This window comes from Aequorivita sp. CIP111184 (assembly GCF_900489465.1).
Classification (GTDB): domain Bacteria; phylum Bacteroidota; class Bacteroidia; order Flavobacteriales; family Flavobacteriaceae; genus Aequorivita.
Genome location: NZ_UEFQ01000013.1, coordinates 522,960 through 542,744, shown reverse-complemented (window position 1 = coordinate 542,744; position 19,785 = coordinate 522,960). Strand labels below are relative to the sequence as shown.

Annotated in this window: 21 protein-coding genes; 4 read left to right on the top strand and 17 right to left on the bottom strand. The window is 35.9% G+C overall.

What is annotated here, in order from left to right; translation table 11 throughout:
- Window positions 1-39 precede the first annotated feature (39 nt).
- The 8 genes from atpH to AEQU1_RS02585 all read right to left on the bottom strand — a co-directional run bounded on the left by atpH (window position 40) and on the right by AEQU1_RS02585 (window position 6,422).
- Window positions 40-576, bottom strand: a complete 537-nt coding sequence (gene atpH, locus AEQU1_RS02620) for an ATP synthase F1 subunit delta (RefSeq protein WP_111878558.1) — start codon at window positions 574-576, stop codon at window positions 40-42.
- Between the two features lie 7 nt (window positions 577-583).
- Window positions 584-1,084, bottom strand: a complete 501-nt coding sequence (locus AEQU1_RS02615) for a F0F1 ATP synthase subunit B (RefSeq protein ID WP_111878557.1) — start codon at window positions 1,082-1,084, stop codon at window positions 584-586.
- Between the two features lie 108 nt (window positions 1,085-1,192).
- Window positions 1,193-1,384, bottom strand: coding sequence for an ATP synthase F0 subunit C (atpE, locus tag AEQU1_RS02610; RefSeq protein WP_111842971.1), 192 nt, complete (start codon window positions 1,382-1,384; stop codon window positions 1,193-1,195).
- A 73-nt stretch (window positions 1,385-1,457) separates the two neighbouring features.
- On the bottom strand, window positions 1,458-2,621 hold the full coding sequence (gene atpB / locus AEQU1_RS02605) for a F0F1 ATP synthase subunit A (RefSeq protein ID WP_258455105.1): 1,164 nt from the start codon (window positions 2,619-2,621) through the stop codon (window positions 1,458-1,460).
- A gap of 101 nt (window positions 2,622-2,722) precedes the next feature.
- Window positions 2,723-3,112: a DUF6168 family protein gene (locus AEQU1_RS02600; protein WP_111878554.1), complete on the bottom strand. Its 390-nt coding sequence runs from the start codon at window positions 3,110-3,112 to the stop codon at window positions 2,723-2,725.
- 10 nt (window positions 3,113-3,122) lie between these two features.
- Window positions 3,123-3,341, bottom strand: coding sequence for an AtpZ/AtpI family protein (locus tag AEQU1_RS02595; protein ID WP_111878552.1), 219 nt, complete (start codon window positions 3,339-3,341; stop codon window positions 3,123-3,125).
- A gap of 11 nt (window positions 3,342-3,352) precedes the next feature.
- Window positions 3,353-3,829 (bottom strand): polymer-forming cytoskeletal protein, encoded by a 477-nt coding sequence (locus AEQU1_RS02590; RefSeq protein WP_111878550.1) that lies wholly within the window; start codon window positions 3,827-3,829, stop codon window positions 3,353-3,355.
- A 49-nt stretch (window positions 3,830-3,878) separates the two neighbouring features.
- Window positions 3,879-6,422 (bottom strand): hypothetical protein, encoded by a 2,544-nt coding sequence (locus AEQU1_RS02585; protein ID WP_111878549.1) that lies wholly within the window; start codon window positions 6,420-6,422, stop codon window positions 3,879-3,881.
- Between the two features lie 193 nt (window positions 6,423-6,615).
- Between AEQU1_RS02585 and AEQU1_RS02580 the strand changes: the two genes are divergently transcribed.
- Complete coding sequence (locus tag AEQU1_RS02580) at window positions 6,616-7,656, top strand: 2Fe-2S iron-sulfur cluster-binding protein (protein WP_111878547.1); 1,041 nt, start codon at window positions 6,616-6,618, stop codon at window positions 7,654-7,656.
- A gap of 18 nt (window positions 7,657-7,674) precedes the next feature.
- Here AEQU1_RS02580 and AEQU1_RS02575 read toward each other — a convergent pair whose 3' ends face one another.
- From AEQU1_RS02575 to AEQU1_RS02555, 5 genes are read right to left on the bottom strand one after another with little or no spacing between them, the layout of a single operon-like run.
- On the bottom strand, window positions 7,675-8,706 hold the full coding sequence (locus tag AEQU1_RS02575; RefSeq protein ID WP_111878546.1) for a glycosyltransferase family 9 protein: 1,032 nt from the start codon (window positions 8,704-8,706) through the stop codon (window positions 7,675-7,677).
- Window positions 8,707-8,742: 36 nt separating this feature from the next.
- Entirely contained in the window at window positions 8,743-9,351 is a 609-nt protein-coding gene (locus AEQU1_RS02570) for a DUF4254 domain-containing protein (RefSeq protein WP_111878544.1), read from the bottom strand.
- A 3-nt stretch (window positions 9,352-9,354) separates the two neighbouring features.
- The gene (locus AEQU1_RS02565) at window positions 9,355-10,353 is read right to left on the bottom strand and encodes a DNA adenine methylase (protein ID WP_111878542.1); all 999 of its coding nucleotides are present in this window, start codon (window positions 10,351-10,353) and stop codon (window positions 9,355-9,357) included.
- Complete coding sequence (locus AEQU1_RS02560; protein ID WP_111878540.1) at window positions 10,350-10,994, bottom strand: hypothetical protein; 645 nt, start codon at window positions 10,992-10,994, stop codon at window positions 10,350-10,352. Before AEQU1_RS02560 ends, AEQU1_RS02565 begins: the two co-directional genes overlap by 4 nt.
- Window positions 10,991-11,944, bottom strand: a complete 954-nt coding sequence (locus AEQU1_RS02555) for a DUF6427 family protein (RefSeq protein WP_111878539.1) — start codon at window positions 11,942-11,944, stop codon at window positions 10,991-10,993. Before AEQU1_RS02555 ends, AEQU1_RS02560 begins: the two co-directional genes overlap by 4 nt.
- Window positions 11,945-11,985: 41 nt before the next feature.
- On the opposite strand from AEQU1_RS02555, the gene AEQU1_RS02550 reads away from it, so the two are divergent.
- On the top strand, window positions 11,986-12,213 hold the full coding sequence (locus AEQU1_RS02550) for a DUF6341 family protein (protein ID WP_111878537.1): 228 nt from the start codon (window positions 11,986-11,988) through the stop codon (window positions 12,211-12,213).
- Between the two features lie 4 nt (window positions 12,214-12,217).
- Here AEQU1_RS02550 and purD read toward each other — a convergent pair whose 3' ends face one another.
- The gene (gene purD, locus AEQU1_RS02545) at window positions 12,218-13,489 is read right to left on the bottom strand and encodes a phosphoribosylamine--glycine ligase (RefSeq protein WP_111878535.1); all 1,272 of its coding nucleotides are present in this window, start codon (window positions 13,487-13,489) and stop codon (window positions 12,218-12,220) included.
- A 119-nt stretch (window positions 13,490-13,608) separates the two neighbouring features.
- Here purD and AEQU1_RS02540 point away from each other — a divergent pair, with 119 nt between their 5' ends.
- Window positions 13,609-14,919, top strand: a complete 1,311-nt coding sequence (locus AEQU1_RS02540) for a phenylacetate--CoA ligase family protein (protein WP_111878534.1) — start codon at window positions 13,609-13,611, stop codon at window positions 14,917-14,919.
- An 11-nt stretch (window positions 14,920-14,930) separates the two neighbouring features.
- Entirely contained in the window at window positions 14,931-16,094 is a 1,164-nt protein-coding gene (locus AEQU1_RS02535) for a glycosyltransferase family 4 protein (protein ID WP_111878532.1), read from the top strand.
- On the opposite strand, the gene AEQU1_RS02530 is transcribed toward AEQU1_RS02535, so the two are convergent.
- The 3 genes from AEQU1_RS02530 to AEQU1_RS02520 are packed head-to-tail and all read right to left on the bottom strand — an operon-like array spanning window position 16,091 to window position 19,745.
- Window positions 16,091-17,443, bottom strand: a complete 1,353-nt coding sequence (locus tag AEQU1_RS02530) for an exopolysaccharide biosynthesis polyprenyl glycosylphosphotransferase (protein WP_111878530.1) — start codon at window positions 17,441-17,443, stop codon at window positions 16,091-16,093. The two genes, AEQU1_RS02535 and AEQU1_RS02530, sit on opposite strands and share 4 nt — an antisense overlap.
- Window positions 17,444-17,448: 5 nt before the next feature.
- Window positions 17,449-18,435, bottom strand: a complete 987-nt coding sequence (locus AEQU1_RS02525) for a UDP-glucuronic acid decarboxylase family protein (protein ID WP_111878529.1) — start codon at window positions 18,433-18,435, stop codon at window positions 17,449-17,451.
- On the bottom strand, window positions 18,432-19,745 hold the full coding sequence (locus AEQU1_RS02520) for a UDP-glucose/GDP-mannose dehydrogenase family protein (RefSeq protein WP_111878527.1): 1,314 nt from the start codon (window positions 19,743-19,745) through the stop codon (window positions 18,432-18,434). The genes AEQU1_RS02525 and AEQU1_RS02520 overlap by 4 nt, the downstream gene beginning before the upstream one ends.
- Window positions 19,746-19,785: the final 40 nt, after the last annotated feature.

The window sequence follows — 19,785 nt, the reverse complement described above, 5'->3', positions numbered from 1 at the left end:
TTGACTTAATATTTGTAGTCCGAAGCTTTACGCGAAGGACTATATTGATTTACTAAATTCTCTTTTTATATTTCCTAATTGGTTCGCGATACTCGCGTTGTATTGAATATCACCAACGCGAAGGATAAACCCTCCAATAATAGCTGGGTCTATTTCACTTCTAAGTGTAACTTTTTCACTTCCGGTCAATTCTTTTACTTTGTCCATTACCTTTCTTTCCAATTCATCAGAAAGTGGAACAGCTGTAGTTACGGTTGCTACTTTAACTCCTTCTTGTTCATTGTAAAGATCAACGAAGCTTTTAGCCACTTTTCCTAATAATGGCGTACGTTTGTTTGCCACCAATAAAGTGATAAGTGAATGGGTAATTTCTGATTGCCCACTGAAAATTTTTAATAAAGCCTCTTTTTTATCATTGGCTTTTATTACAGGACTTTGAAGTACTGTTTGCAATTCCCTACTTCCCTCAATGGTATAGTAAACAGATTGCATATCGCCAAACAAAACAGCTTCTGTGTTGTTTTCGTTTGCTTTCTGCAAAATTGCTTTCGCGTATCGTATCGCTGCTCTGCTCATTTGGGTATTAGTTTAATTTAGCGTCGCCCAACATTTCATTAACAAGTTTCAATTGCTTGTCTTTATCGGAAAGTTCGTGTTTTACTACTTTTTCTGCAATTTCCAATGAAAGGCTTGCTACTTGTTGTTTCAATTCTGCGATAGCAGATTTCTTTTCGCTTTCAATAGCTGCTTGAGCTTGGGCTACCATTTTGTCAGCCTCAGTTTTGGCATCCTCTTTAGCGTCAGCAATCATTTTTGCTTTAATCTCGCGCGCTTCTTTCATCATCATTTCGCGTTCTACACGTGCTTCTTGCAATAATTTTTCGTTATCTGCTTGAAGGTTTTGCATTTCAAGTTTTGCTTTTTCAGCAGAATCCAATGCATTTTTAATTCCTTCTTCACGATCGTTAACCGCGTTCAAGATGGGCTTCCATGCAAATTTGCGAAGCAAAAAAAGCAACAACACAAATATGATTATTTGCCAGATGAAAAGTCCGAATGAAAAGTCGTTAATTAATTTTTCCATATCAACGTCCGCTGTGGCGGATATTTATTTAATTTAACCTTATGCTCAATTTTAAATTTTAACAAACAGCTGTAACCAACCGTCACAGCCGTTTGTTAGTTTTTTTGATTATCCAGCGAAAATCGCTGCAAAACCGATACCTTCAATAAGCGCCGCTGCAATAAGCATTGCTGTTTGAATTTTTCCGTAAGCTTCTGGCTGACGTGCGATAGCTTCCATAGCTTTCCCACCAATCATACCGATACCGATACCGGCACCGATTACTGCTAAACCTGCTCCTACAATACTTGGAATTTCCATAATATATATTTATTAAAAATTAAACACTCGTTTTAAAAAACCTCTCGACTGCGCTCGAGGAGACAACCGTCTTTTATAAATGCTGAATTTCGCCTTCATGCGCTTCGTGCTCTGCGTGCGTTTCGCTTGCAAAACCAAAATACAAGGCTGCCAACATTGTAAAAATATATGCTTGTAGCAATGCTACCAATAATTCAATAAGTGAAATGGCAAAAGAAAGTCCAAAAGACAATGGGCCGCCAATCCAGCTTTTAAAAATAAATATCAACCCGATCAAGCTCATCAATACTACGTGGCCCGCTGTCATGTTTGCGTACAAACGTATAAGTAGTGCAAAAGGTTTAATGAAAAGCCCTAAAATTTCAATAGGAACGAGAATGATGTAAATTAATATTTTTCCAGCCCACGGCATTCCGTCGCCAAGTGGATCAAAAATATGTTTCCAGTAATCTTTTGTGCCGGTAAAAGTTGTTATCAAGAAAACGATTAGCGCCAAAGCTGTTGTAACCGCAATATTTCCCGTAACGTTTACACCAAGTGGCGTAAGGCCAAACATATTTAAAAACCATATAAAGAAAAATACGGTCAATAGGAATGGCATGTATTTTTTGTATTTATTCTCTCCAATGTTTGCAATAGCAATATCATCGCGAATGTAAAGTACGATAGGTTCAAAGAAACGGCCCATACCTGTTGGAATACTTCCGTTTTTCGCATAACTTTTTGCAAGACTACGAAATAACCAAATAAGCAAAAGACCAACCACAAGCATCATTATAACACTTTTGGTGATTGAGAAATCTACCGGACGCACGTTTGTTGGATGATCGCCGTGTTCGGCATCATAATTTAAAGTGCCTTCAGCATTAGTTCGGTAAATTTTTTCGTGGTGAAGGGCGTAGTATTTTCCGTTAGATTCAACTATTTCTTCGCCATGCCCAAATTCTGAAGACATAAAGGTATGAAGCCCTTCATCCCAGATAATTACTGGAAGCGGAAAACCATAATGGTGTGTTTCACCTGTTTCTTCATTGGTAGATCCAAATAGGTTGAAACTGTGCGAATCTAGCAAGTGATGATTGATAAATTCCTTTATTTCTTCTTTTTTTGTTTTACTTCCAGTTTCACCCGGAGCTACTTCCTTAACCTCCATGCCGTGCTCTTCTTGGGCTATGGCTGAGAAAGAAACAATAAACAATAAAACTGAGAGTATTCTAATCAATGTTTTTCTTTGCATCTTTGAACAAATAACGGTGTCCTTAAAATCGGTGCAAAAATACATTTCTTTCTGAGAAAGAAAAAACTATTTTTTGAGTTTTTTTCTTCGGAAGAAATCTGCTAAGATTCCTGATTATTAAGCTGTTTTGAAAGAAATGCAACTTCTAAAATCAAACAAGTGGCGTAAGGCACAAAAAAAGCAGCAAATTCAGATGTTGACATCGTTCCGTCTTCTCTATAAAAAGGATAGAATACAAGAAAGAAAACCAAGAATTTAATTCCGCTGCCTGCAAGAAACATAAACCCAGTATGTGAAGCTTTTTTGTTGAACTTTGATTGGATGAAGATTAAAATGCTAGCTGCCAAGGCATAATTTACTAAATAAGAAAGTACAATTCTATCTGCAAAAATTTGCAACCCCATATTTTGAAGTATAAATAGGTGTGCAACAAAGACTATTGTCACTACCAATAAAAGAACCATCAAAAATTTGAAAGTAGTTTTTTTCATCAAAAAAAATCTATGAGTTGAGTTTATTGGTCTGTTTTATTACCAAAAAAAGTGACGCTGCAACGCCCACGAGCGTACAAATGATAAGAAATGTTTTTCCGCCTTCAGAATATTTGCCATCTAGCCATTGTCCCAATTTCACAAAAAGATAAATAATAACGCCCATCTGTATACCGATGCCAGACAAAATGGCCCATCTTTTTATTCCATTATCTTTTTTATCGGCCATTTTAGAGAAGTTTAATCGTCTAGATCGCTATCAACGGTAGCTTTTTTAATGCGTTGTTGGCGATCAAAAGGGTGTGTCTTAGAATTTTCTATAGGCGTTTGGTTTGTGGTAACCGCGCTTTTTGTTTTTCCGTCCTGCATCACGCAAGAGGCATTCATTGTGGCACCGGGCTCAACTGCTAATTTTCCAACTGTTACATCTCCTTCTATTACTGCTGTAGATCTTAAAGAAAGTGTTCCAGAAACCTGAAGGGTACCTTCAAATTTGCCTTCAATATCAGCATTTTCACAAGTAAGAGTTCCAATAATTACTCCTGTTTTTCCCAAAACTACTTTCGAGGGAGTTTTTACATTACCTTCAACAATGCCATCAATTCTAAAGAAACCTGTTGACGATACATCTCCTTTTAACTTGGTGCCTTCATTGATTCTGTTTTGGGCAGAACCTGGTTCAGCGGCAATTCGTTTCTCTTTTTTGTCTGAAAACATAGCAGTTTGTTTTAAAGGTTACTATTCTGTTGTTCGGTTTATTAGTAGACTATTGGTCAATTTCATTTTTATCAAGGTAATCATTAAGATTTTTATGAATCTGAATAATTTTATAATTTGGAGATGAAATTTCGAAAAAAGGACGTTTTATTTTAAACTCTTTGTTCTCTTTTAAAACTTCTCCAAAACCACGAGCACCCAACTTTGTGTTCAATCCGTGAACGATTACTAATCTGGTTTGTGGATTGTAATAATCAATAGAGCTTGACATATTGGTGTATCTATAATCCTTGATAGCTTTATCCAATTGTTCTTTTAGCTTTTGTGCAGCTTCACCTTCTTCACTTGTAAATTTATAAATCAATTTCCAGCTATCTGTTTCGGTTTCGGGCGCAAAATCTTTTATGGCAAGCAGCGGGAGTACGTTGCTGTAAATTTGCTGTGCTTGTTTTCCTTCGTCGCTGTTTGGATAGTTCAGTGAAACAAAGTTTAACGCTTTTTTATAGGCTTCAAAACCTTGCTGACGGCCTATGGCAGTGGCCTTCAATAATTCAAACTTTGGTACGATATCATTGCCGTTATACACCATCATATATTCATCGCTTTTTTGAATAACCTCAGCATATTTTGCAGCTTCAAATTCTTTATACAATTGTTTGTACTTAAATTCTGGGCTAGACTCATCTGTGGGCAACTGTGAATTTGGGTTGCGAAGTATTTCCGCATAACGTGTATCGGCATGGTTTGTTAATACATCATTTCTGTATTTGTCTGCTTCGGAAGGATTTTCCAAAATTTCATAAATCTTCACCAAATTATATTTGGCAGGAACCACTAATCGATCCTCAGGATTATAGGTAAGAAGTTTTTCAAGTCTATTAGCCGCGAGATTGTATTCCTTGAATTTTTCTTTATAAATCAACCCTAGTTGATAATAAGCAAAATTTCGGTCCATCGCCAAACTGTCAATTAATTTCTGTTCGGTAGGTATTCTTTTAATATAAGTTTGTGGCATGTAAAGCTCATTCTCGGCGATGGGTGTTTGCTGTGCAACTACTTCATCTAGGTTTTCCAAAGATGATTTTTTGCTGGAAAGTCTCCAATTATCCTCCAACTTTCGGTCGCCCCATATTTTTCGGAATTCTCCCTTTCCATAAGCTACCGTAGATGTATTGTAAAAATAGAACGTACTGCCTTTGTTTGGCCCTGAGGCTGCTTTTCCTTTTTGAAAGAATTCTTTATTCGCGATTTTCTGTTCAATTTTAATAGCTTCCAAGGAATCTTTTATAGCTTGCTCTTTTAATTTTGAAGTGTAATCGGTAAAAAAGGCAAGCTGTTCAGACTCGCTCATTTTTGTTAATTTTAGAATACTGTCGTTTTTTGTGGCAATATCTTCGTATTTTATAACGTCATCAAGATTTTCTCTCTTCTTTGTAACGCGGCGCCATTGGCGGCTTTTTTCTTCAAGATAAGTTAACGTACTGTCATAATAGGCTCCAGCAGTTTTGTATTGCGCATTGTCAAAATTTATTACCGCAAGTGTTTGATAGTTTACGGACTGAAGGATTCTGTCTTGTTTAAAGGCTTTTATAGATTTATTGTAATACTTAACAGCTGTTTCAGTACTGTCGCTATTGCGGTAATAGTCTCCAAACTGGTTATAGATTTTATCAAGAAAAGGACGGTTTTCACGATTTTTTTCAAGGTCTTGTAACAGTTCCAAAAACGCAGTACGGTCACCTTTTTCGTAATCGAAATTTTTTCCTTTTTCTAAATAGGCATTAATCATATAAGCCCGAGAGGTTTTGCGGTTCATTTCAATAACCTGATCAAAAGCGATGTTGGCGCTATCTTTTTCACCCAAACGGTTGTAAAGTTGACCTTTTATGAAAGTATATCTTCCTTTCAATTCTTTGTCCTTTACATTCTCAGTAGCCATTTTTATGTATTCCAGCGCTGGCTGTAATGAATCCAAATTAATGAACGCCTGAGACATCATTGCGGCACCGTCGGCAATTTCATCTTCATTTAATTCTGCCGACTCAAACATCTTTTTGAGGTTCTCGATAGCATATTCTTCATTTTTTAAACGAATGTTGGTTTTTGCCTTCCATACCTTGGCAACGTTTATATTATTACTTGATGGGTAACGGTCCAAAATAAAGTTGAAAGCATCTAGAGCAGGAATAAAACGGCCGTCATAATAACGTGCTTTCCCAAGCAACATATAGGCTTCATCTATCTGTGGGTTGTATTCCTTGCCGTTTATATACATGGAATGTTTCTGGATTGCTTTTGCTGCTTTTTCTTCAGCTCGGTTGAAATCGGCATTTTTAGATGCGCCGGGTGATTTTGTTTCTTCTTCGGCAATATCGATACGTTCTACCGGAAGTATTTCCCAAAAATTATCGCGAAAACCATAAGCCAATTGCTCTTTCCCGTTTGTAAAAGCCATATCACCATTGTACAAAGTGTTGTATTCAGTGGTGACCGCATGAATGTTACGGTTTAAAAAAGTATTTTTTTTGCGTGAACAAGCTGCCAAAAAAACAACAGCCAGAATGAATAATGTAATTTTATATGTGCCCTTCAAAATGGTTTCAGTTTATATAATATTGTAACTTAAAAGGTTCTATTTTAGTATGTAGAATCACTAAAGAGCGGTAAAAATACATTTCTTTTTAATATCTGCTTAAAGAAACGTCCAAAAAATTGCAGTACTTTAAAGCTTTTGAAGCTTTGTTTCCTTGATTTCCTTCGTACTTTTGCACAAAAATTTCAAGATTATGAGCGAATTTCATGCGCTTACCGTTTCCGAACTAAAAAAAGAAACCCCGAATTCAGTTTCTATATCATTTTCAGTTCCTGAAAACTTAAAAAAACTTTTCACCTTTAAGGCAGGCCAATATATAACCATCCAACATCAAAATGACGGAAAAGATTTACGTCGTGCCTATTCCATCTGCTCTTCCCCAAAAAGCGGTTTGCTAAAAGTAGCCGTAAAAAAAGTGGAGAAAGGCGCTTTTTCAGAATACGCAAATAAAGATTTGAAGGTTGGCGATATACTACGAGTAATGCCTCCGATGGGGAAATTTATTTTGGAGCCCAATTTAAAAAACTATGCGGCTTTTGCAGCTGGTAGCGGGATAACACCCGTATTATCCTTGGTAAAAAGCACTTTAGAAGAAATGCCGCACAGCACTTTCCTCTTGGTTTATGGCAACCAAAATGTTGAAGAAACCATGTTCTATAATGAAATTTTGGAACTTCAAAAACTGTTTCCGAATAGGTTTTATGCAGAATTTGTTTTTAGCAGAAAAGAAGCCGAAAATGCTAAATTTGGAAGAATTGACCGCTCTATCGTGAACTTTTTTCTGAAAAATAAATATGCCGAAACCATACACGAAGCTTTCTATTTGTGCGGGCCCGAAGAAATGATTGACGAAGTTTCCGCAACATTGAAGCATAACGGTATCAATTCAAAACAGATTCATCACGAGCTTTTTTCTACTGCGGAAAAAGGACTTTTGGTAGAAAAACATGATGGGAACACAAATATTACCATCACTTTAGATGATGATGTGGAAATTTTTGTAATGCCGCAAACCAAATCTATTCTTGAAGCAGCTTTAGACCAAGGTTTAGATCCGCCATATTCTTGCCAAGGTGGTATATGTAGTACCTGTATTGCACGATTAAAAGAAGGCAAAGCTGAAATGCGTAAAAACCAAATTTTAACAGAGTCTGAAATTGCGGAAGGCTTAATACTTACATGCCAAGCACATCCTACAACCCCAACGGTAGTGGTGGATTATGATGATGTTTAAATAATTTCTCAAAGAAATTTAAAGCAATTCTTGCACTTTTTGAACCACTGTTTCAGGAGTGATAGTATTCATCGCTTCATCATAACCTTTCGGAAATTTATTCCCGTAAATAGAAGTAGGAATTAACGGATATTGCTCACGATCAGCCACCAATTGATTGTTTTCGGGCTGATTGAATGGAATGAAACCTGCAGATGGATGCGTCACCCCCCAAAGGGTAACCACTGGCACGCCATACATTGAGGCTAGATGGCCATTGCCACTGTCCATTGAAAGCATTAAATCTAAATTTGAAATCAATGCAAGTTCTTCTTCAAAAGTTAGTTTTCCTGCAACGTTGGTCACGTTTGCAAATGGATTTTCAAGTTTCTTGAGTAGTTCAATTTCCTTCTTTCCGCCACCGAAAAGAAAGATTCTATATTTGTCCTTTCTATCCAGCTCACGGATTACTTCGGCCATTAGACTTAAAGGATACATTTTGCTTTTATAGGCTGCAAAAGGAGCGATTCCGATAAGTTTTTTCGGCTCTATTCCTAAAAGTCCATTAAGTTTAGGGGATAATCTTTTCTTTGACGGAGCAATATATTTTTTGAGATCAATTGAAAAACCAAGGTTTCCAAAAACATCTGCATAGCGCTGATGTGTGGTTTTTAGTTGTGAAATGTTTTTACCTTTTGAAGAAATCAATTCTTTTTTTTCTGCTCTCCCTTTATCAATCGTTGCAGTTTCCAATCCTTTAAATTTCAGATATTTTGTGATGATTTTGGAACGAATCACATTATGAAGGTCTGCAACGGCATCTATTCCTAAATCTTTCGCTTCATTTGCTAATTTTATCAATCCGAAACGTTTGTGTTCTCCATAAACATCAGCTTCCAAAAAGGCAATGCTGGGAATTCCTTCAAAAAATGGTTTAAAAAATGGACGTGAAAGTACCGTTATTTTTAGTTCAGGATAGGTTTGTGTCAAAACCTGAAGCACGGGCACCGTCATTGCCACATCGCCCATTGCGGAAAGGCGAATTACAAGTATGTGTGTGGGTTTAGGCATTGATGTCTTTAAAACCTGTTTAGTTTAAAAAAAGGTTTATTTTTTCCCACGAAGTACAGGGTTCAACTCATCGTCATTATACATCTTCATCTGTTTATAGACTTTCATATATTTTTTGCCGTGAGCTATATCTTCCAATAATTGGTTAATGGCGGTGCTTAAATCTACACGCTGCTCCAATAGCACATTCAGTTTTGCTTTGCAGGCCATTTGGTGCTCTTGGGAAGCATCGGTACGATTGGCTTCTTCGTTCATATGATACACTTTCAAAGCTAAAATAGAAAGACGGTCAATTCCCCAAGCAGGGCTTTCGGTGTTTATGGTAGCGCCTTCATTTACTTTTACATCCTTGAATTTTTCAAGGAAATAGCTATCAATATACTCAACCATATCTGTGCGGTCTTGGTTGGAAGCATCTATTTGACGTTTCAGTTTCAATGCCCCGACAGGGTCAATATTAGGATCGCGGATAATGTCTTCATAATGCCACTGCACTGTGTCTATCCAGCATTTACGATATAATAAATGTTCAATTAAATGACTGTCTTTATCGTACGGATTACTGAATGGTTGATCCACGGAATTCAGTTCGTGATATTTGTCTATAACTTCTGCGAAGATTTTGTTGGCTTTGTCGCTGAACATAATTTATCTTTTTTCTAAAATGTGTAAATATTCAAAAGTTTCTGAGGCTTTGTGGTTTCTATTTTCGGTTTTGTCCGCTTTAAAACGTTGGTATTTTTTAGTTTTCAAAGAATATTTTCCGAAGCGCTCCATTACCTTTTCAACTTCCTTTTGGCTCATCAATCCCTCGTTGTTATAACTCAGGAAAATATAGGGAAATTGTGCATTTTCAATCAATTCCTCAAAGCTTTTAAGGACTTCTCCTGTTCTGCACCAATCGCTTTTGTAGTAATTGCGCAGGCCGGTTTTGCCTCTTGGTACAAAGGTATCATATTTTGCAATAGTATTTAGCAAATGATAGTTGGCGCCGTATTGGCGCGCATTGTAAGGTGGATCTAAATATAAAATATCACCTTCAATATTCTTTATCAGCTCGTTGCTATTCTGCTGAAAAACTTTATGGACACTTTCTGTTTGCTGAAAATTTGCAGGTTTAATGATGATTTTTTTAGCTGCGGAAGTCTTTATATGTTTTAAATACGCACCATATACCGAAGCGGTGTTTGCAACTTTATCTGCACTTTCAAGCAACGAAGCAAGAAGAAAGAAATATTCGTCTTGGGTTATTTTTGAAGACTTTTTCCATTCTTCAATTTGAATTCGAACGGCATCAATTTTCGCCCCATTTTCTGAAGTGAAATAGTTTCTACCTGCTTTTCCAGATTCGGAATAATTCTGAAAAATGAATCCCTTTTTTCCGTTGAGCGAATTCAATTCATTCATTAAATCATCATATTCAAAAGAAATATGATTGCCGATGTAATTTCGGTTGAGCGCATAGCTATAATATTCAACATCATTTGCGATTACTTGTTTTACAAAGGGTTTGAAATTTCGACCAACAATTCCAGTTCCTGCAAAAAGATCGCAAAATGTTTTTTGTGAAAGTTCTTTTCCACAGATTTCAGTAACTGTTTCAAAAATGAAGTTGGAGAGTTTATGTTTGCTGCCTATATAATTCATTTGGAAACCCAGATAATATCGCTCAAAGTTGTTTGATCTTCGGCAAAAATAAAGGAATGTAATTGTTCGGGATTAAAACCTGCAACATATTTTTCAATTGCTTTTTTGAGCAATGAAATTTCAGCTTTCAATTTCCAATGTTCGCCATTTTCAGCATAAACCACGATAAAAAGACGATTTTTAAAATGATGTCGCTTTTGGGTACTTTGGTTTTGGTAAAGCCATTCAATCAGTTCGGTTTTGTGGTTTTGTGCATATTCAAAAGTTTTTTTGAATTGTTTCGGAAAGACTGACGTTTTATGGTCAAAAGGAATTCCGAAGAGATAAAAATCCTTTTCAGAATCTTTTATTTCTACTACAGATTCAATCCCGGTAATATTAGTAAAAATATGTTCTACAGCTTGTGCGCTCCAGAAATTGTACCATCTATTAGCAGCGTATTGAAAAATGTGTTGTTTGTCTATATCTTGTGTCTCGGCTACTGTTGCAATTTTTTTTATAAGTACTTCCCAATTAGAGGTTTTATAAATAAACTGCGTGTAGCGGTCCCATTGATCATTTTGCTTACGAAACCAATTATAGGAATATTGGTGTCTTTTTTTTAATTCCTTTTCAATATTTTCAAGGTTCAGCGCACTCATAAAAATAGAAACACAAAAGGTAGAATTACCACCAGCCAAAGCATAATTTCTTTAAACCAAAACTCCGCTACATCCTTTTCAACATAACGTTCGGTTTCAAAATTTTCAATATAATTAGAGGTTATAATAGCAATGGGCGCTAAAACAAAAAGTATCTCGCCACCTGTTTTTTCTGGTCCTGCCAAGGCAACAAATAATGCTGTAAAACTTAAATACAACAGTAAAAGATAGTTGGGTCTTTCTTTTAATGGAATTAATGAAATCTTTAAAACGCGATACACACCCGCCCAAATATAAAATGCAAGTACTACGGTTATTGGCACCAAAACCGAAGCTGAATTGTACTTTGAAAAATCAAAGCTTATAGCTTCGCGCCAATTTGAAAACCAAAAAAGCGAATCATTAGCTAATAGTTGATATGCCGTATAAATAATAAAAACAGCCGCAAAACCGGTGAACGGAATCAATATTTGCTTGTAATTTGTATTTGGTTTTTGAATTATCGCGATAAATAGCGGAATGAAAAACAAAAGACTCCAAAAATAAAAAAGAGATGCCACGGTTATCCAAATACCGGCATCAAGAATTTTTTTTGAAGAGTTTTTATCACTTCGAAGGCTCATTATTCTTCTTAAAGCAAGTAAAAGAAAGGCATTTGCCAAAAGTATTTTGTGTTGAAGAAAAATAACCGGCAGCATTACCAAAAAACAACTAAAAAAAAGAATTGCAAAAGTATTGTTTTTTGTCAAATGGTTTTTACGAATAATAAAATCCAACAGCAACATAGTCAATATACTTAGCACAATAAAAAATCCATGATCGAGGAACAGAATTGGGGTAATAACAATTGAAGATCCCGAAATTGCACCCAATAAATAACCCACAATTATAAAGGCTCCCAGAATTAAATAATTTACTGGGTTAGATTTTCCAAAAAAGCTTGTTAGCATACGGGGTTATTTTATATTTTTGCACTCTAAAGATTAAAGATATGACTTGGATAGGTTTTTGGGAAGGAATAGCTTCTCTTTTTGAAAATGTTCTTTTTATTCCCTACGATGCACTTCGTTTGTTTCAAGATCAAACTTGGTGGGGCGCAAATATTATTTCCTGGATATTGTTGCTTATTGGCTCTGCAGCATTTATTTATTGGATGATCAAGTTAAAAGATTTCAACGAAAACACAGAAAGCACTTATACTTACGACGAGAAACCATAATTTCTTAAAGGTCGAAACCTATATCATTACGATACTGCATCCTGTCAAAAGATAGTTTTTCTATGTTTTGATAGGATTTTTTTAGTGCCTTTTTGAAATCAGTATCCATAGAAGTTACAGCCAAGACACGCCCACCATTAGTAAGTATTTTACCATTTTCAGATTTTGTTCCCGCGTGAAAAATAATTGAACCCTCTACATTTTCCAACCCTGAAATTTCTTTTCCTTTTTCGTAATCTTCGGGATAGCCTCCAGAAACGAGCATCACCGTAGTTGCAGCTCTTTCATCAATTTCAATAGTGATATTGTTTAATGTTTGTTTAAAGGTTGCTTCAAATAAATCTACCAAATCTGTTTTTATGCGAGGAAGTACAACTTCTGTTTCAGGATCGCCCATTCGAACGTTGTATTCTATTACATATGGTTCATTATTCACTTTTATCAACCCGATAAAAACGAAGCCTTTATAGTCTATCTTTTCTTCAGCAAGTCCATTGACCGTTGGTTTAACGATTCGGTCTTCAATTTTTTTCATCAATGCCTCATCTGCAAAAGGTACTGGAGAGATAGCGCCCATTCCACCAGTATTCAATCCTGTATCGCCCTCACCTATGCGTTTATAATCTTTTGCCGTGGGAAGTATCTTATAATTTTTGCCGTCTGTTAGCACAAAAACGCTCAATTCTATTCCATCCAAAAATTCCTCGATCACTACTTTAGAGCTTGCTTCGCCAAATTTACTGTGCGCAAGCATATTTTCAAGCTCCTGTTTTGCTTCGTTTAAATCGTTTAAAATTAAAACGCCTTTTCCGGCAGCCAGCCCGTCAGCTTTTAAAACATACGGGGGATTCAGTTTTTCTAAAAATATTTTTCCAGCTTCTAAAGATTCAGCTGTAAAACTTTCATAAGCTGCCGTAGGAATGTTGTGCTGCATCATAAATTCCTTAGCGCGCTGTTTGCTGCCTTCTAATAATGCACCCCGTTTTGATGGGCCTATGAGCATCACATTTTTTAATTCCGGAGTTTCGGCAAAATAATTAGCTATTCCTTGTACCAAAGGATCTTCGGGACCTACCACGATCATTTCAATATTATTTTCTAAAACACATTTTTTCACAGCTTCAAAATCAGTGGGCTGAATAGCAATGTTTGTTGCAATGGGTTCAGTACCTGCATTTCCGGGTGCTACAAAAAGATTATCACAGCGTTTGCTCTGTGAGATTTTGTAGGCAAATGTATGTTCGCGACCGCCGGAACCAAGGATTAGAATATTCATAATTGAAATGTTTTGTTTCGTTGTCAAAAATAATTGTTTGTACCTTGAACCGCTAATTTATTTAAAGCGAATTTACTTAAGGGAAATTTTGTTTTGCATTTAAAGAAAAAAATCAGCTTTTGAAACTCTTCGATATTTCATTATTTCTGAAACGTTTCCCTATTAAAAGGGCAAAGGAGGAATTGTTTCAAATTTCAAATATTAAAGAAGCGGATTATGAAGCATTTTTAAATCAAAAAAAATCTGAAATTGTCAATTATCATTTAAAAAACAATTCCTTTTATCGCAGTAAAGTGAAAGAGGATTTTGTGGACTGGGAATCGCTTCCTATAATGAAAAAGGAAGATTATCAAATTCCTTTGGGCAAAAGGCTGTCAGCTGGATTTTCAGAAAAAAATGTATACATCAACAAAACTTCGGGTTCCAGCGGTAATCCAATACGTTTTGCGAAGGATAAATTTAGCCATGCCATTACTTGGGCGTACCATATGGAGCGATTTGGGTGGTACGGCATCGATTTCAATAGTTCGTTGCAGGCGCGTTATTATGGAATTCCGTTAGATATTATTGAAAACAAAACAGTTCGGTTGAAGGATTTTCTTGCAAAACGTCACAGATTTTCAATAAACGATCTTTCGGAAAAAGCACTGGACGAAATGCTTACTGTTTATTCAACAAAGCCATTTGATTATATAAATGGATATACCAGCAGCATTGTACTTTTTGCGAAATATTTAAAGGGAAAAAATATTGTTTTAAAAGCTATTTGTCCTACTTTGAAAGTCTGTATTGTAACTTCCGAGATGCTTTTTGAAGATGATAAAATCTTGCTCGAAAAACATTTGGGTATTCCTGTGGTTAATGAATACGGCTGCTCCGAAGCTGGGGTAATTGCTTTTACCAACCCCAATGGCGAATGGGAAATTGATTCCAAAACACTATTTGTTGAGATTTTGGATGAAGAGGATCGGGAAGTTCCGTTGGGAGAAGAGGGTAGAATTATAATTACTTCGCTACATAACAAAGCACATCCATTTATACGTTATGACATTGGGGATTATGGTGCATTGAGTGAAAAAAGTACCTTTAAAAAACCTATTTTAAAAAAGCTGGCAGGCAGAACGAATGATTTTGCAATTCTTCCAAGCGGAAAAAAAGCAGCAGGAATGACTTTTTATGTTATCACGAAAAAAATAATGGAGGAGAGCGGAAACATTAAAGAGTTTAAAGTGGTACAGACAAAGATTGATACTTTTGAAATAAATTATGTGAGTGTGGAAGAATTGACGGCAGAAAAGAGGACCTTTATTACAAAAACAGTTGAGCAATTCTTGGAGACTGGATTAACTTTTATATTCCAAAGAAAAGAGCAGTTGGACAGATCTGAAAGCGGTAAATTGAAGCAGTTTGTTTCCTTGGTTAAATCCTAATTTTTGGATACGTGCAAAAAGAAATCCTTCTAATAACAAACTACTTTCCACCTGAAAAAGGTGCAGCATCCAACCGCATGTTCAGCTTAGCAGAAGGATTAGCAAATGCAGGATTTAAAGTAAAGGTTGTTTGTCCGTTACCCAATTATCCCACGGGGAAAATTTTTAAAGATTATAAGAGAAAAATATATTTAGCTGAAAACGTTTCCTTTGGAAAAATAACCCGATTGTGGGTTTGGTCCAGCAATTCTGCCAATAAGTTTTTTCGGTTGCTGTCTATGTTTTCTTTTTCAATTAGTTTGGTTTTTTTCTTCATTTTTACCAAAACCTCGAAAAAGATATTTATTCAATATTCGCCTGTATTTGTTGGGTTTACAGCCGTTTGTTTGGGGCGTTTATTTTCTAAGAAAATTATTTTAAATATTTCAGATTTATGGCCATTGGCGGGTTTGGAGATGGGCATTTTAAAAAAGGGATGGTATTACTCACTTTTGGTGAAAATGGAACGCTACTGCTATCGGCATTCAGATTTGATTGTGGGTCAATCTAATGAGATTCTTCAGCATATTTCAAATTTTGAAAAAGAAAAACCTTTCTTTTTATATCGAAATATTCCCAACTTTGAAGCACCTGCAATCACAATTCAAAAATCTTCCAAAGAAATAAAAATAGTATATGCAGGTTTATTGGGAGTTGCGCAAGGAATTTTCGAAATCTGCCAGCGGCTTACATTTCCAGAGAATGTGAGTTTTCATATTTATGGTGCGGGTCCAGAAGTGGAAAAAATAAAAGTTTTTCAAAAACAAAATATTCACTTTTATGGTGAACTAGAGAGGGATACTTTGCACCAAGAACTACAGGAGTATGATATTGTCTTTATCCCTTTGATAAAACGAATATACGGATCTGTACCATCAAAAATATTTGAATATACACGTTTGGGGCTTCCCGTACTTTATTTTGCAGGTGGTGAGGGCGGAGATATTGTTGAAAAAGAATCGTTGGGGTGGGTAGTTCCTGTAAACGATTTTAAGGCTCTGCAAGATTTTATAAATACAATTTCTACGACAGGATTAGAAAGTTTTCCGAAAGAAGTTGTTCAAAAGAATTCCATTTCCGCTTTTGATTTCCAAAAGCAATTTGAAGCATTTACGGTTTCAATCAATAATGTTTAATAGGCTTTTTCTTCTCCCCTAAGAGCGTTATAAACAGTTTGGAAAACAATTTTTATATCAAGAAAGAGGCTCCAGTTTTCAAGATAAAAAATATCGTATTTAACTCTGTTGATAATATGATTGTCATCTTCTACCTCTCCGCGATATCCACTTACTTGAGCTAGGCCAGTAATTCCAGGTTTTATGAAATGGCGTACCATAAATTTATCTATTCGTTCTGCATACATATGAGTGTGGCTAACCATATGTGGTCTTGGCCCTACTACAGACATATCTCCTTTAAGTACATTAATAAACTGTGGTAGCTCATCTATACTGGTTTTTCGGATTATTCTTCCAACCCTAGTCACTCGTATATCTCCTTTTGAAATTTGATGAAGATGCGCCATTGGATTTGGTATCATGCTTCGGAATTTATAGCAGTAAAACTCTTTATAGTCCAAGCCATTTCTTTTTTGTTTAAAGAACACAGGGCCTTTTGATTCTAATTTTATTAATAATCCAAGTAACGGAGTCAACCAAGATAAAATTCCTACAATAATCAGTAGTGAAAGTATTATATCAAAGCTCCTTTTTATAAATTTATTAAAAGGTTCATCTATTGGAATTTTCCGCATTGAAAGAATGGGGAGTACTCCGTAATAGGTGAAATCCAGCTTTTTGCTATAAATTTCTTTATTATCAGGAAGGAATTTTAAAATTTTGAGATTATTGTCTACAAAATCAATCAACTTTATAAGGTCTCTATTACCAATTTCACCAACAGAAGAATAGACCTCATCTATCTCTTCCTTTAAAATATAGTCCATGCATTCTTCAATGGAAACTTTGTCAGATCCTTTTAAGTCAAAGGTTCTGTAAAGTTTATAGCCATATACTGGATTGTTTGTGAAAAACTTGCGGAGTTGATCTGTTTTTTGGTTAAGTCCAATAATAACAACTTTCCGCACATTCCCTCCTAGGTGCAATCGGTATTTTTTGAGCAGAAAATAGATTCCCAGCTTTACAATGGTTATACTCAACAATACCAAAAAAATATACTGGAAGATTATTGAAGCCGATGTTGTTAATTCATTATAAAAGCCAAAAAAGGAAAAAACAATCAGTATGAAAACAATGCCTTGCTTTCCAATTAAGGACATAATTTTTGCAAGATGGGTAAACCTATAGATTTCATAAAAACCAGAACGTAATGAAAGCAATAGCCAGGCGACAGTAAGAAAAACAATATAATTAAAATATGGAAAATGCCCTCCAAAAAATTCAAATGCGAAAAAATGGATAAAGAAAAGGTCTATTCCATAAGAAATAGGCCTTAAAAATCCTGAATATCTTCCGCTCTTAAACATTTTCTTTATTTATTATGCTTTGAAAAATCTTTGTGTTCACTCTTAAATAGGTCTTCTTTTGATAGATTTTTAAAATACTCAAAGGTTTTCTTCATTCCTTCTTCTCTAGAAATTTTTGGTTCCCACCCCAATATCTCCTTTGCTTTTGAAATATCCGGTTCGCGTTGCATAGGGTCATCCTGTGGCAATGGTTTGAAAATAATTTTCTGTTCAGTTCCGGTTAGCTTGATAATTTCATTTGCAAAATCAAGAATAGTAATTTCCTCGGGGTTACCTATGTTTACTGGTAATGGATAATCGCTCATTAGCAATCGGTAGAGTCCTTCAACCTCGTCATCAACATAACAGAATGAACGCGTTTGCGATCCATCGCCAAAAACCGTCAAATCCTCTCCGCGCAATGATTGTCCAATAAAAGCGGGGATTACGCGACCATCATTCAATCGCATTCTTGGTCCATAGGTATTAAAAATGCGGGCAATGCGAGTGTCCAGACCATGGAATCTGTGATAGGCCATAGTGATTGATTCCTGAAAGCGTTTTGCTTCATCATAAACTCCACGAGGTCCAATGGTATTTACATTTCCAAAATATTCCTCTGTTTGTGGATGTACCAAAGGATCTCCATAAACTTCAGAAGTAGAGGCAATCAAAATTCGGGCGTTTTTCTCTTTTGCTAAACCTAGAAGATTATGTGTGCCTAAAGATCCAACTTTTAGCGTTTGAATGGGTATTTTTAAATAATCAATCGGACTTGCAGGCGAAGCAAACTGAAGAATGTAATCTACCTTTCCTGGAACGTGCACAAATTTAGTTATGTCGTGGTGATAAAATTCAAATGACTCCAATTTAAAAAGATGTTCAATATTTTTAAGATCGCCTGTAATAAGATTGTCCATTGCGATTACGTGGAAATCTTCAGCAATAAATTTATCACAGAGGTGCGAGCCTAAAAATCCAGCAGCACCGGTAATTAGAACACGCTTCTTCATAAATTTATTGACTTTCTTCCAATAGAAACATAGGTAAAGCCTTCTGTTTCCATATCGTTAATGTTGTACAGGTTTCTCCCGTCAAAAATAACTGGATTCTTTAATAGACTTTTCAATCTGTTGTAATCTGGAGTGCGGAAAATGCTCCATTCTGTGCATATTAACAAGGCATCAGCTTCTTCAAGAGCTGCATACATTGATTCTGAATAATTTAATTTATCGCCAAAACGTTTTTCAATATTTGGCATCGCTTCGGGATCAAAAACCTGAAGTTTCGCACCTTTATCCAACAGTGCTTGCATCATGTCTATTGATGGCGCTTCGCGAATGTCGTCCGTTTCGGGTTTAAAAGCCAATCCCCAAATAGCGATTGTTTTCCCATTTAAATTATTGTTGAAATAATTATCAATTTTGGGTATCAATATTGTTTTTTGAGCTGAATTGATTTCTATTACCGAATTTAAGATTTTGAAATTGTAATCTTTGTCTTTTCCAGCTTTCTGAAGGGCTTTTACGTCTTTTGGAAAGCAAGAACCTCCATACCCAATTCCGGGGAAAAGGAAACGTTTGCCAATGCGGCTATCGGTGCCCATTCCAGCGCGGACCATGTCTACATCTGCACCTACTTTTTCGCAATAATTAGCGATCTCATTCATAAAAGTGATTTTAGTAGCCAAAAATGAGTTTGCAGCATACTTTGTAAGTTCAGCTGACTTTTCATCCATTACGATGATTGGGTTTCCAGAGCGTACAAAAGGTCCGTAAAGCTTTTTCATCATTGCCGTGGCCCTTTCACTACTGGAACCAACAACGATGCGTTCAGGCTTTAAAAAATCGTCTACTGCAAAGCCTTCTCGAAGGAACTCTGGATTTGATACAACGTCAAATTCACAGGAAGCATTTTTGGCGATTACGTTATGCACTTTTTCTGCCGTACCCACTGGCACGGTACTTTTATCAACGATTACTTTATATTCTTTAATTTTTCTACCAATCTCTTCGGAGACATTCAAAACATATGAAAGGTCTGCAGAGCCGTCTTCATCCTCAGGGGTTGGAAGGGCAAGGAAAATAATGTCGCCATGCTCCAAACCTTCTTCCAAAGAGGTAGTAAATTTTAGGCGATTTGCTTTAATATTTCTTTCAAAAAGAACATCTAAATGTGGTTCATAAATTGGTACCACTCCATTGCGCATTTTCTCGACTTTAGCTTTGTCTATATCAACACAAACTACTTCGTTTCCTGTTTCTGCCAGACAAGTTCCCGTTACGAGACCTACGTAGCCTGTTCCTATTACTGAAATTTTCATTTATCTTCTTCTATCTTTTCAAAAACTGAAAAGGATATTA